Here is a 14,742-nt window from a genome sequence, read left to right on the forward strand (position 1 = left end):
TTAATTACATTTGAAGCGTAAAATGAATAACCCTTATATGGTGGCATCAACCAAGAATAATATAACCTACGATAAAAGAAGCCTAAGCAATAAAGTTTTGCTCAAACTTTATGAAAACATGCTTAAACCTCGCTTGATTGAAGAGAAAATGCTTGTCCTTCTTAGACAAGGAAAAATCTCTAAGTGGTTTTCAGGTATTGGACAAGAAGCTATTTCTGTTGGCGTGACAATGGCGCTCAAAGACGATGAGTACATTTTACCAATGCACAGAAATTTAGGTGTATTTACTACCCGAAAGATTCCTTTAAATAGATTGTTTGCGCAATGGCAAGGCAAAGCCAGTGGATTTACTAACGGAAGAGATCGATCGTTTCACTTTGGAACTCAAGAGTATAATATCGTGGGGATGATTTCTCACCTTGGACCTCAACTAGGTGTTGCAGACGGTATTGCCTTAGCTAACGTTCTACAAGGAAATAAAAGTGTAACTGCTGTTTTTACAGGAGAAGGAGGGACTAGTGAAGGTGACTTTCATGAAGCCTTAAATGTAGCTTCTGTATGGCAATTGCCTGTTATTTTTTGTATTGAAAACAATGGCTATGGCTTGTCTACGCCAACTTCAGAACAATATAACTGTAAGCATTTGGCAGATAGAGGTAAAGGTTATGGTATTGAATCCTTCATCCTAGATGGTAATAATATTATTGAGGTATACCATAAGGTGAAAAAACTAGCCGAAAGCATAAGAAAGCGTCCAAGACCAATACTTATTGAGTTCAAAACCTTTAGGCGTCGCGGACATGAAGAGGCTAGTGGAACTAAATATGTTCCTGCTGAACTGATGAAAGCCTGGGAAGCAAAAGATCCTATTGAAAACTACAAGCAATACCTCTTTGAGCATAAAATCTTATCTGAGTCGGAAAATCAAGAATTAGAGAAGAAGATTAAGGAGGAAATTAATGATAACTTGAAGAAAGCATTTAATGAAGAGGAAATCACACCAGATTTGACTAAAGAATTAAATGATGTGTTCAAAGAGTTTGATTATAAAGAAGTTAAACCAAAACAGAAAGATCAAGAAGTAAGATTGATCGATGCTATTTCTGATAGTTTACGCTTGTCCATGAAGCGCCATAAAGACCTTGTAATTATGGGGCAAGATATTGCTGAATATGGAGGTGTTTTTAAGATTACTGAAGGTTTTGTAGAACAATTTGGGAGAGAGCGTGTACGTAATACACCTATTTGCGAATCTGCTATTGTAGAGGCAGGTATGGGCTTATCTATAGCTGGAATGAAAGCTGTGGTTGAGATGCAATTTGCGGACTTTGTAAGTTCTGGTTTTAATCCAATAGTAAATTATTTAGCCAAATCATATTATCGCTGGCAACAGAATGCTGACGTGGTGGTAAGAATGCCTTGTGGTGCTGGTGTTGCTGCTGGTCCATTTCATTCGCAAACCAACGAAGCTTGGTTTACCAAAACTCCAGGTTTAAAAGTTGTCTATCCTGCATTTCCTTATGATGCAAAAGGATTATTAGCTACCGCGATTAATGACCCTAATCCTGTATTGTTCTTTGAGCACAAAGCTCTGTATAGAAGCATACGACAAGAGGTGCCGTTAGATTACTATACATTGCCTTTCGGAAAAGCTGCTACGCTGAGAGAAGGCAATGATATTACGATCATCACTTATGGTGCTGGAGTACATTGGGCTTTAGAGGTATTGGACAAGAATAATAATATTAGTGCAGATCTTATTGACCTTAGAACCCTACAACCATTAGATAAAGAAGCGATACTAAATTCTACCAAGAAAACAGGAAAAGTAATTATTCTACAAGAAGATTCTTTGTTTGGCGGTATAGCTTCAGATATTTCTGCAATGCTTATGGAAGAATGTTTTCAGTTCCTTGATGCTCCAGTAAAACGAGTAGGAAGTTTGGAAACACCAATACCATTTGCTAAACAATTAGAAGATCAATATTTATCTAAAAGTAGATTTGAGGAGGCCTTATTGGAATTAGCGGCATATTAAAAAAGCCAACACATATCTGTATTGGCTTAATCAAGATAATTTTAATTCGAACCTCATAACTTAATGGTTTCTAAATCGTCTTCCATACTGTTGGAAGAATCGATAATTTTGGATAACGCTTTCATAATATTCGTTTTTTGATTGATGATATTATTACCTATAGCGTCTTTTACTGTTCCAAGAATAAGTTCTAGTTCCTTGACTTGTGCTCGATAATTGATTGTTGTCTAAAGTTCTCATAATTTGTTGTTTTTTAATTGATTTACACTTGATAGACGACAGAAAAAAGAAAATGTTACAGTACTATGCAAAACATAGTAGTAATTTAACTTTTTTTAACACAAATCACATAGGAGAGAGGCTAAATTATCTTGTTTTTGCTTCAGATAGTATAAAGGGATACGCAGCTTTTATCTGTTTCATTTCTTCCTTAGTTAACTCTGAAGGCGCTTTATTAAACACTTTATTGGCATAGTCCTCCCTAAGCTCATAATAAGCTTTAGTAATTTCATCTTGTACATTTATAAAAATCTCATATCGCAATTCTGAAGCATGCTGTAAAGACACAACAGCTTTTTTAGGATTATCGGAATAGTCCGCTTTAGAAATACCATTACAGTAAGTACAGCTTTTATCTCCGTTATTATCAATAAAGTCCTTAATGATGTCTTTTATATCATTAATAGCAACTAGATTATCTTCTATCATAATCTCTTCTTTATGATTAATATAAACCCTCAGAATGTTACGTTCTCGTATTTCTGTTTCACATGTTTGTCCATCTGGGCATGGAGCAGGAAGCTTTCGTAGAATTCCCTTATCGGTTGAAATGGTTGTTGTCACTAAAAAAAAGATTAGTAATAAAAAGGCAATGTCTGCCATAGAGCCTGTGTTTACAGAGACTCTGTGAATGCGATTTTTTCTCATAATATTAAAGTTTTATAATGGCCTATACTAATTGTCACAAAAACGGTACCAAGAACAAAAAATAAATTAGTTGTTAATTCTTGTTAACAATATTGCCGAAATACTTCTATGATGTGTTAATTTTGCAGAGTTTTTATAACTGCATATGTCTGAAAGAATAGTAACTACTGTACAAGAAGATTCGAGAAAGCGACTCTATAATTATCAGCTGGCTGATTTAAAGCGCATTTTCGATGTATTGGAAAGTGCTCCAGACAATTATAATCTGCTTTATCAATTACCAACAGGAGGAGGGAAAACGGTTATTTTCTCTGAGATAGTTAGAAGGTATATAAAGTATTATAAGAAGAAAGTCGTTATTCTTACCCATAGAATAGAGCTTTGTAAGCAAACGTCTAAGATGCTTTCTGGGTTTGGCGTTAATAATAAAGTCATTAACAGTAAAGTAAAAGACTTACCAGACCAGGATGATTATGAGTGCTTTGTAGCTATGGTTGAAACACTCAACAATAGACTTAATGATGATCAATTAGAACTAAATAATATTGGTCTAGTTATTATTGATGAAGCCCATTACAATTCTTTTAGAAAGCTGTTTAAGTTTTTTGATCACTGTTTTATTCTTGGCGTTACTGCAACACCTTTGAGTTCTAACATAAAGCTGCCTATGCACGATAACTACAAGAAGCTTATCGTAGGTGATGATATTTCTACATTAATAAAAAATGGATTTTTGGCTAAGGCCGAAACGTTTAGCTATGATGTAGAATTGAACACATTAAAGGTTGGTATCAATGGTGATTATACAGTAAAGTCTTCAGAAGCATTATACACAAACTCATTAATGATAAGTAAGCTTCTTTTTGCTTATGAAGAAGTTTCAAAAGGTAAAAAGACATTAATCTTTAACAACGGTATCAATACCTCTAAGGAAGTATACTATTCATTTAAAAAGGCAGGCTATAACGTTAAGCATTTAGACAATACAGCTACAAAACAGGAACGAAAAGATACCTTAAAGTGGTTTAAAGAAACGCCAGACGGGATTTTAACCTCTGTGAGTATCTTGACTACAGGTTTCGATGAACCTACGGTAGAATCCATTATTCTCAATAGAGCAACCCGATCTTTAACACTATACTTTCAGATGATCGGTCGTGGTTCCAGAATACTTGAAGACAAATCTAGTTTCCAGGTAGTAGATCTTGGAAATAACATAGCACGATTTGGACCTTGGGATCAGCACGTAGATTGGCAACATATCTTTAGATATCCAGATATGTATCTTGAAAACCTTAGAGATGATGAAGCTATTGAAAGAGAGTTTGTTTATAAAATGCCGGATGTCCTTAAAGAACAATTCAATAAATCAGACTCCTTAGATTTTGATGTTCGTGCAAACTATAAAGAAGTTATAGCTTCTGGTCAAAAGTCTATGGTTGTTATTGAACGTTCCATAGCACAGCACTCCAAGATTTGTATTGAAAATAGTGAAGACATCTATGATGCAAGAGCTCTAGCCAAACTATTGCGTGATGAAATAAGATACAGAGTAAAACAATACTCTTATTGCATCATGAATAGTACAGAAAACTACAGAGATTGGTTGTTTGAAGAATACAATCGTAGGCTTAGAGTAAGTTTTAATGGTAAGTTTTAACGTTTCTTTTCTACTACTTCATTAAAAAATACGTTTTCTTTGATTTAGGTACGGTTTTTGAAACTATGAATCATAAAAAATCGTATCTTTAATAATGATTGTAAGTCGTTGATTGCTATGAGATTTATATTCACATTTTTCATATTCACTATATTTTGCTTTGGTCTTAATGCGCAAATAGACAAGAGTGAAAAGAAATCTATACGCATACCAGCAATCGAGAGTAAAGAGAAAAAAGACTCCACAAAATCCAACCTTAATAAAGAGATCAAATCTAAAACAGGTCTTGACAAAGGAAAAAATAAAATTACTGGTTTGTCTGTAAAGCGAACCAATATTGATTTCTCTAAACCTAAGAAAGAGTTTTCAATGTTCGATGATAACAAACTCAAACACTCTGGGGAGATTTACGAAAAGCGTTGGAATAAACAAGCAGTCGAAGTAGGTATCAAACAACCTTCAATGTCTGATCAGTTTCTTGGAGAATTCAATGTCAAAGTCGAATTTGTAAATATTATTTGTCGCGACCATGAGTACCCAGACGGAGATTTAGTTAGGATATACATCAATGAAGACATTATTGTTCCAAGCTTATTGTTAACAAATGGTTACAGACGAGTTAAAGTAGACTTAGCCGATGGTCTCAATAAATTAGACTTTGAAGCCCTAAATCAAGGGGAGTCTGGACCAAACACGGCACAGTTCCTGGTCTACGACGATAAAGGAAATCTTATATCCTCCAAAGAATGGAATTTACTTACAGGAGTTAAAGCTACCGTGGTTTTCCTAAATGAAAAACCTGACACGAATTAATCATTTTCTTACATTAATCCTATTATTTTAACAGTATTATTAATGACTTATTAATTTACGACAACGTTTTCGTAAAATACTCAACCTTCATTTATCTATTTTTTCTTGCAGATTATCGAAAAACACTGTTGATAACTATTTTTTAATCTTGGAAACTTAACCGTTGGTAGATTTTATCATTATTTTTATTACGCTATTAATTAACGAAATAACTGTCCGTTAATTCCCAGAATTTACAATAAACAAAAAAATTAATTTGAAAATTTGAACAGATTTTCTGCTCAAGTTTAATGGTTAGTTGTGGCCTTTATGTGTGGTTAACTAAGAAACTAATTATAACCAATAACCACTAACATGAAGAAAAAATCCTTTTTTCTAGCGTCCCTTTTTCTATTAGTGTTTCTGTTTTCATCATCCCTCTCAGCTCAAAACTCTGGGATATTTGACAGTTTCATTATTTTCGATCAAGATAATACTGGTAATCAGTATTATGACCTACAATCTAGTACTGGTAACCCAGATTTTGACAATGCGTATTTTGGTAACTTAACCTGTTCTAATAGCCTTGTGCTCAATGGTGGCCAGAATAAAACATTCAAATGCCCTCCAGATGATATATTTGATGGCATACTCGCTTACAGAGTCTATGAAACTGGCACTACACCTGGAGCCTTCATAGACATAAATCTTCCTTTTTTAAGTGAAAACGATATACCCTGCGGAGGAAAAGATCAAGTTTGGGAACAAGCTGGTGCAGGAGTAGATATACTCGCTGGTTTGAGTTCTGGGAATTATACCATAGAAGTATTCTCAAGAGCAAACTTTAACTTCGGAACACATTTCAGTAGTAATTTTGGAGCGAACTTCAAAGCAACTTTCGACTATACAGATAACGCACCAACTGCAGTTTGCCAGGATATCACAGTTCAATTAGATGCTAATGGTATGGCAACTATTAATGCTGCAGATGTAGATGGAGGCTCTAGTGATGACTGTGGATCTGTAATTCTAAGTGTAGATATAAATACATTTGACTGTGATGATGTTTCCACAGGTGGTGGAGGGCCAACTATATCTGAATTGTTCATTTCAGAATATATAGAAGGCTCTAGTAATAATAAGTGTATAGAAATCTACAACGGAACTGGAAGTAGCGTAGACCTTTCAGGTTATTCTCTAGAGCGTTATAGCAATGGAGGTACTTCAGGAACTGTAATTGCCTTATCTGGAACCGTTGCAGATGGCGATGTATTTGTAATCTGTAATCCTAGTTCAGCTGCTGGATTCTTAGCAGAAGCAGATGCTACTTCTAGTAATATAAACTTTAATGGTGATGATGCAGTAGCCCTATTTAACGGAAGTACTGCGATAGACGTTTTTGGAAAAATAGGAGAGGATCCAGGCACTGATTGGAGTGTTGGAGGAAATGATACATCTAATCAAACCTTAATCAGAAATGCAGACATATTATCTGGAAATACGGACGATGCAGCAGGCTTTCCTTCTTTGGGAACAGAATGGACAGAACTCTCTCAAGATGATGTTTCCAATCTAGGTTCACATACAGTAAATTCAGGTTCTGGTAGCAGTGGCGTACCTGTAATGCTTACAGTAACTGATACTAATGGTAATAGCTCTACATGTAATGCTAAAGTGACCGTAGAAGATAACTTAGCACCAACTGCAGTCTGTCAGGACATGACAGTTCAGCTAGACGCTAATGGACAAGCTACAATAACAGCTGCGGATGTCGATGGTGGTTCTACAGACAATTGTGGTAGTGTAGAATTAAGCATTAATAAAGATAGTTTTGATTGTTCCCATATAGGACCAAATACAGTGACACTAACTGTAACAGATGCTAGTGGCAACACATCTACTTGTGATGCGACTGTAACTGTTGAGGATAATGAAGATCCAAATGCTGTTTGTCAAGATATTGAAGTGCAATTAGATGCAAATGGTCAAGCAACGATTACAGCGGCCGATGTTGATGGTGGTTCTACAGATAACTGTGGTTCAGTGACATTGAGTATAGACCAAGACACTTTCGACTGTGATGATGTTTCAACAGGTGGAGGAGCGACTATATCAGAATTGTTCATTTCAGAATATATAGAAGGTTCTAGTAATAATAAGTGCATTGAAATCTACAATGGGACCGGAAGTAGCGTAGACCTTTCAGGTTATTCTCTAGAGCGTTATAGCAATGGAGGTACTTCAGGAACTGTAATTGCCTTATCTGGAACCGTTGCAGATGGCGATGTATTTGTAATCTGTAATCCTAGTTCAGCTGCTGGATTCTTAGCAGAAGCAGATGCTACTTCTAGTAATATAAACTTTAATGGTGATGATGCAGTAGCCCTATTTAACGGAAGTACTGCGATAGACGTTTTTGGAAAAATAGGAGAGGATCCAGGCACTGATTGGAGTGTTGGAGGAAATGATACATCTAATCAAACCTTAATCAGAAATGCAGACATATTATCTGGAAATACGGACGATGCAGCAGGCTTTCCTTCTTTGGGAACAGAATGGACAGAACTCTCTCAAGATGATGTTTCCAATCTAGGTTCACATACAGTAAATTCAGGTTCTGGTAGTAGCGGCGTAGACGTTACATTAACGGTCACTGACACTAGTGGTAATAGCTCTACATGCACTGCAACAGTAACAGTAATAGATACTATAGATCCAACTGCAGTCTGTCAAGATATTACTGTTCAACTAGATGGTAGTGGTCAAGCTACAATAACAGCCGCTGATGTTGATGGTGGTTCAACAGATAATTGTGGTAGTGTAGAATTAAGCATTAATAACGATAGTTTTGATTGTACTAATATTGGTCCAAATACAGTAACATTAACTGCTACAGATGCTAGTGGTAATACGTCTACTTGTGATGCTACAGTTACTGTCGAAGATAATATAGCTCCTATAGCATTGTGTCAAGATCTTATCGTTGAATTAGATGCAACAGGAACTGGAACAATTACAGCTTCAGATGTAGATAATGGATCTAATGATCTTTGCGGAGATGTGACTCTTAGTATTGATATTGACACATTCACTTGTGATGATATCAGTGAAGGTGTAACACCAGCTGATCAAGTGTGGATTAATGAATTTCACTATGACAATGATGGTAGTGATACAGGTGAATTTGTAGAAGTCGCAGGAACAGCTGGAGTAGATTTAACTGGCTATAGTGTAGTATTATATAATGGAAGTAATGGCACATCCTATGGGACGATAAACTTATCTGGAATTTTGCCTAATGAAAGTAATGGATTTGGAGCTGCATCGTTTTCTGAATCAGGTATCCAGAACGGAGCACCAGATGGACTAGCTTTAGTAGATCCTTCAAATACTGTGATAGAATTCTTAAGCTACGAAGGTAGTTTTGCAGCTACGAATGGTCCAGCCAATGGATTAACGTCTACAGATATTGGAATTTTTGAAGCAGGAAATACTGATATTGGTGATTCTGTGCAACTTACAGGATCTGGTTCGGAAAGTGCAGATTTTACATGGTCTGGACCTTCTGCTGAATCACCAGGATCATTAAATGTTGGACAAACTTTAGAAGGATCGGGCTCAGGATCTCAAGTTACTTTAACAGTTACAGATGAAAGTGGTAATACCGCAACATGTACAGCAAACATAACGGTTATAGATACTGCTGCACCAACTGCACTGTGTCAGGATATAGAAGTACAACTTGATGAAAATGGTCAAGCAACAATTACAGCTTCAGATGTAGACGGAGGGTCTAATGATGCTTGTGGTGATGTAACCCTAAGTATCGATAGAGATAGTTTCTCTTGTGCTGACATCAGTTCAGGAGAGACACCAGAAGATCAAGTTTGGATCAATGAATTGCATTACGACAATGATGGTGGCGATACAGGTGAGTTTATTGAAGTCGCTGGAACCGCTGGTGTAGATCTTTCAGGATATAGTTTAATACTATATAACGGAAGCGGAGGGGCTGCATACAATACTATTGCACTTTCGGGCGTCATCGATGATGAATCTAACGGTTTTGGAGCAGTTGATTTTCAGTTGGCTGCAAATGGTGTTCAAAATGGATCACCAGATGGTGTAGCTTTAGCTGGACCAGGAGGATTAATTGAATTCCTTAGCTATGAAGGTTCGTTTACCGCTAGTGGTGGAGCTGCTGATGGTGTAACCTCTACAGATATTGGTGTCGCTGAAACAGCAAGCACACCGATTGGTGAATCAGTTCAACTTAAGGGTACTGGTTCAGAAAGTGCCAATTTCTCTTGGACTGCGCCAAGTGCAGAATCTCCAGGTGATCTTAATGATGGTCAGACATTAAATGCAGTAGGCTCTGGAACACAAGTAGTGTTAACAGTAACAGACGAAAGCGGAAATACTGCTACATGTACAGCCAATGTCACTGTTGTAGATACTGCTGCACCAATAGCCTTATGTCAAGATATTGAAGTTGTGTTAGATGAAAACGGACAAGCTTCAATCACAGCTGCAGATGTAGACAATGGTTCAAGTGATGCTTGTAGTAATGTTACGCTAAGTATAGATCAAGACACGTTCGATTGTACTGATACAACAGCTGAAACTATTTTAGAAATCAATGAATTATTCATTTCAGAATATATTGAAGGAAGTTCAAATAATAAATGTATAGAAATCTATAATGGCACAGGTGCAGATGTAGATTTAGCATCAGAAGCCTACAGTATTTTTGTATCTAGAAATGGGGGCTCTTCTACTAGTACCATAAATCTTAGTGGTACGCTTGCAGATGGTGATGTTTATGTAATCTGTAATCCAAGTGCAGGATCTGACTTCCTTGCTGAGGCAGATGACACTTCAGGAAATATCAATTTCAACGGAGATGATGCCTTAGTGTTACAACGCAATGGCAATGCAATAGATATTTTTGGAAAAGTAGGAGAGGACCCAGGTGCTTTATGGAGCGCTGGTGGTAATAACACTCAGAACCAAACCTTAGTAAGAGCAGAAAATGTCATCGCTGGTAATACAGATGATGCATCAGGATTCCCTTCATTAGCAACAGAATGGGTTCAATCTGATGTTGATACAGTATCTAGCTTAGGAGTACACTCAGTAACAACGACGCTTACTGGAGTAGAAGTAACGCTAACCGTTACTGATGAAGCAGGAAATAGTGCAACATGCACAGCCTTTGTATCTGTTAAGGATGAAACGGCTCCAACTGTAACCTGCCCAGAAGATGCTGAGTTAGAATCTGATCCAGGGCTTTGTGGAGCAGTCTTTACATTTGATGTGCCTTTCGATGATAACTGCGATGGAGCTACAATAGAGCAAACAGAAGGTTTACCATCTGGCTCGTTATTCCCAATAGGAGAGACTGAAGTTGTTTTTGTAGCCACTGATGCTTCAGGAAATACTACAGAATGTGCATTCTCAGTTATTGTTGAAGACACTGAAGATCCGACAGTGGCTTGTCCTGCAGATACAGCAATTGATAATGATCCAGGTTCTTGTGGTGCGGTTTTCACTTATGATGTACCATTTGATGATAATTGTGAAGGGACTTCAATATCGCAAACAGCAGGCTTACCTTCAGGAGCAATGTTCCCATTGGGTGATACTATAAATACATTTGAAGTAACAGATGCAGCCGGAAACACAAGCTCTTGTAGCTTTACAGTGACTGTTAATGATACAGAAGATCCGACATTAACGTGTCCAGTCGATGTCACTCTAAATAATGATACAGGAAACTGTTCTGCAATTGTAATATACACTGTTCCGTTTGCAGATAATTGCCCAGGTGTAACACTGGAGCAAACAGCTGGTTTGCCTTCTGGAGACCCATTCCCAATAGGTACAACGACAAACACGTTTGTAGCAACGGATGCTTCAGGAAATACTACCGAATGTAGTTTTACGGTGACTGTTATTGATACTGAAATGCCAGTGCTTAACTGTCCAGAAGATATCGAATTAACCAATGCAGGAGGTTCTTGTGATGCAATAGTAGAGTATGAGGTTCAAACATCAGATAACTGTCCTGGTTCTGTAGTAACACAATTAGAAGGACTACCTTCAGGATCGTCATTCCCAGTAGGAGAAACGGTCAATACTTTTATGGTTACTGATGCTTCAGGAAACAGTCAAACATGTAGTTTCTTAGTTACGGTTACAGATGAAGAAAAACCAGAATTGGAGTGTCCAGCAGATATCACTGTAAATAATGATCCTGGAAATTGTTCAGCAATCGTTAACTATGCAATTGTAGCTTCAGATAACTGTCCAGGAGACGTCTTAACACAAACAGCAGGATTACCATCTGGAGCAGCATTCCCAATAGGAGAGACCCTTGTATCCTACACATTGACAGATGCAGCAGGACTCACAGCACATTGTAGTTTTATAGTTACTGTAATTGATTCAGAATTACCACAGATTACCTGTCCAGGAGATATTTCAGTTGGTACTGATGATGCACTTTGTGGAGCAGTAGTAGATTTCGATATTATTGCTTCTGATAATTGTCCAGATTTTGAAGTGATTCAACATACTGGATTACCATCAGGTAGTGAATTCCCAGTAGGAGAGACCTACATCATTTTTGAAGTCTTAGATGCTTCAGGTAATAGCGTGATGTGTGATTTCTTCGTAACTGTTGAAGATACTGATGCTCCAGAAATTACTGGTTGTCCAGAAGATGTGTCACTCTGTGGTGCACAAACTGTAGACTGGACACCACCAACGGTTACTGACTCTTGTCCTACCACAGTGACAAGTAGTCATAATCCAGGTGATTTCTTTGACGTTGGAACCACAACGGTAGTATATACTGCTACAGATGACTCTGGTAATACTTCGGAATGTAGCTTTGATGTTACTATCTATGGCGAACCACAAATTGAAATTGTAGAGTCTGCTTTAGATGATTTCTGTCAAGGTTTAGCAGAGCTCACTGTTGTCATCAGTAATGAGTCAGACTTGGATGAGCCTGTTACGATTAATTGGTCTACAGGTAGTACTGAAGATTCAATCATTGTAACGCACAATGATACATTTACAGTTACAGTATCAACTGCTACTGGCTGCGAAGCTGAAGCGAGTTATACTACAAATATAGATGCTACTGATGTCCTTTCTGGATATACCATGATTGGTAAACGCGGTGTGAATCTCTACGGAACTTATGTAAGTGGAGGCGTAGGCGTATTAGATCCAAACAAGCTAGCCTTTATCGGCGCATTTAGCTATATAAATGGCTTTGTGAAGTCCGATTATATCTGGGGAACATGGTGGAGCTATGTGGCTAATCCTATATACGATAATGCGGATGTTACCTTACCGACATTCTATGAGAATAATGCAGATGACGATTGTGGTAATAATGTTACTGTGCATCCATATCAAACGGTGACCATTACTGGCGAAATCTATGACAATATCAAAGTTAAGTATGGTGGTACCTTAATTATTGATTCACCAGAGGTATACATCGATAAACTATCTACAGAATCTAATGCAAAGATTGAGTTTAATCAGCCGTCGGCAGTAATGATTGATGAGACCATGAAAATAGGTCGAAACAATACTATTGCTAGCAATGGAAACAACTCTGTATTCTATGTTGAAAAAGATGTACGTATTAGCGCTAGAGCTGATGTTAACGTAAATATTTATACGAAACGTAACCTTATTGTAAGAGCTTCTAGCTGGTGGAAACACACAAGAATGAAAGGATTGTTCATTGCTTTAGATGAAGTCTATTCGTCTTGGAATGTAAAATGGTTACCAGGAAAAACTTGTGGAAGTATTCCAACACCAGATGGACCACCAGCAGGTTGTGAAGATAACGATGATGATGATTATGCATGGAATTGGGGATGGGATGATGACGATAAAGCAGCAAATCCTGCTTCTTTAGAAGTCACAAAAGATGATGTAAAACTGTATCCAGTGCCAACAAGACATACACTGAATGTAGACTTTACAAGTCCAATAGCCACAGATGTAGCGTATAGTATCGTTTCTATAAAAGGAGATATGCCAATTCGCAATAAGTGGACTGTATCCGAAGGTAAAAATACGACGAAGGTAGATGTCTCTAGACTGGCCGAAGGGCAGTATTACTTAATCTTTGAATATGGCGATCAATCGATAAGTAAACAATTTATTATTGTCTCAGGACGATAACATTTGATTTATTTTAAATGTGAAAAGCAGCTCAATTCTGGGCTGCTTTTTTTATTATGCATATCTTTATATAGCTAACAATCAATCACATCACTCATGAAAAAGCTATTAACCCTCGTTTTCATTTTACCTTTTTTTGTATGTAGCCAGAATGTAGAAACTATGTTTCTCGGGTTTTACGAAACAGGAGCAACCCTCGAAAATTATAATATAGAGGATCAGCTCAGAACTGAATTCTCTAAACAGAAAGCACGCTACATAGGCACTTATGTAAAGCTTTATAACAATGATTATAATGTTAAGGATCAAAACTTCAAGATAAAACTGAGCTATTTTGATAGTGCTGTAAAGAAGTTTGGAGAAACTGAAATAAATGTATCGCTTAGCAAAAACACAAAAATGAAAGGTTTTTATAGAGGTTTTGGATATAAAGATCCGAATCTATGGAAAGCAGATACGTTTTCTGTTGTAGCTACCATAGATGGTAAGGTCGTTGGTAGCAGTAGTTTTAAGATTGTAAATCGATCGACTAGTATCTCTAAAGTTATTAGCATGAAATTTTTTGAGTGGAGCGGAACAGGAACACCACCAAAAGATCGTACACATTCACAACGTTTTAAATCCGATACAGCACGTTTTATTTATACTGATGTGAATATCGATAATCCCAATTATAATAAGTTTGAATGGCGTGCTAAGATGACATTGAAATATTATTATCCTGATGGATCTTTATTACTAGCACCAGAAATCGACATGAAGATTCCAATAACTTATAAAGGCGCAATACTGTATCATGGTGCTAGTGTTGCCAAAGATTATACGTGGCCAAAAGGAAACTATAGAGTTGAAGCCTGGCACGATGGTAAACTCATGTCAACCAATTTCTTTACTATGGAGTAGTACCAATTTGTTTGTATCATGAATAACTAAAATATTCTATTTTACATAATATAAATTATAGTGCATTTATAATCAATGGCGTATAGCTATGCTATTTGATATAATATCAGATATAACTTCGTATAAGCGAATTATATCGTTAGATATTATGTCAAAGCCATTTTACGATTAATCTGTGCTTACGTTTCTTTTTAATATTCTGTACTTA

The 14,742-nt window shown here is 36.9% G+C and carries 6 protein-coding genes; 5 read left to right on the top strand and 1 reads right to left on the bottom strand.

What is annotated here, in order from left to right:
• The first annotated feature begins 37 nt into the window (after positions 1-37).
• The gene (locus tag NCE97_RS14370) at positions 38-2,038 is read left to right on the top strand and encodes an alpha-ketoacid dehydrogenase subunit alpha/beta (RefSeq protein WP_353780042.1); all 2,001 of its coding nucleotides are present in this window, start codon (positions 38-40) and stop codon (positions 2,036-2,038) included.
• A gap of 366 nt (positions 2,039-2,404) precedes the next feature.
• Here NCE97_RS14370 and NCE97_RS14375 read toward each other — a convergent pair whose 3' ends face one another.
• The gene (locus NCE97_RS14375; RefSeq protein ID WP_353779979.1) at positions 2,405-2,965 is read right to left on the bottom strand and encodes an ExbD/TolR family protein; all 561 of its coding nucleotides are present in this window, start codon (positions 2,963-2,965) and stop codon (positions 2,405-2,407) included.
• A gap of 145 nt (positions 2,966-3,110) precedes the next feature.
• On the opposite strand from NCE97_RS14375, the gene NCE97_RS14380 reads away from it, so the two are divergent.
• The 4 genes from NCE97_RS14380 to NCE97_RS14395 all read left to right on the top strand — a co-directional run bounded on the left by NCE97_RS14380 (position 3,111) and on the right by NCE97_RS14395 (position 14,534).
• On the top strand, positions 3,111-4,625 hold the full coding sequence (locus NCE97_RS14380; protein WP_353779980.1) for a DEAD/DEAH box helicase: 1,515 nt from the start codon (positions 3,111-3,113) through the stop codon (positions 4,623-4,625).
• Between the two features lie 117 nt (positions 4,626-4,742).
• On the top strand, positions 4,743-5,438 hold the full coding sequence (locus NCE97_RS14385) for a hypothetical protein (RefSeq protein ID WP_353779981.1): 696 nt from the start codon (positions 4,743-4,745) through the stop codon (positions 5,436-5,438).
• 354 nt (positions 5,439-5,792) lie between these two features.
• On the top strand, positions 5,793-13,631 hold the full coding sequence (locus NCE97_RS14390) for an HYR domain-containing protein (protein WP_353779982.1): 7,839 nt from the start codon (positions 5,793-5,795) through the stop codon (positions 13,629-13,631).
• A 96-nt stretch (positions 13,632-13,727) separates the two neighbouring features.
• Positions 13,728-14,534 carry a hypothetical protein gene (locus NCE97_RS14395; protein ID WP_353779983.1) on the top strand — a complete coding sequence of 269 codons (807 nt, stop codon included), beginning with the start codon at positions 13,728-13,730 and terminating at the stop codon, positions 14,532-14,534.
• Positions 14,535-14,742: the final 208 nt, after the last annotated feature.

The organism is Winogradskyella sp. 3972H.M.0a.05, assembly GCF_040493455.1.
Classification (GTDB): domain Bacteria; phylum Bacteroidota; class Bacteroidia; order Flavobacteriales; family Flavobacteriaceae; genus Microcosmobacter.

Bases quoted from the DNA above. Each gene is read 5' to 3' on its own strand.
- NCE97_RS14370 (WP_353780042.1), top strand. From the start codon at position 38: ATGGTGGCATCAACCAAGAATAATATAACCTACGATAAAAGAAGCCTA.
- NCE97_RS14375 (WP_353779979.1), bottom strand. From the start codon at position 2,965: ATGAGAAAAAATCGCATTCACAGAGTCTCTGTAAACACAGGCTCTATG.
- NCE97_RS14380 (WP_353779980.1), top strand. From the start codon at position 3,111: ATGTCTGAAAGAATAGTAACTACTGTACAAGAAGATTCGAGAAAGCGA.
- NCE97_RS14385 (WP_353779981.1), top strand. From the start codon at position 4,743: ATGAGATTTATATTCACATTTTTCATATTCACTATATTTTGCTTTGGT.
- NCE97_RS14390 (WP_353779982.1), top strand. From the start codon at position 5,793: ATGAAGAAAAAATCCTTTTTTCTAGCGTCCCTTTTTCTATTAGTGTTT.
- NCE97_RS14395 (WP_353779983.1), top strand. From the start codon at position 13,728: ATGAAAAAGCTATTAACCCTCGTTTTCATTTTACCTTTTTTTGTATGT.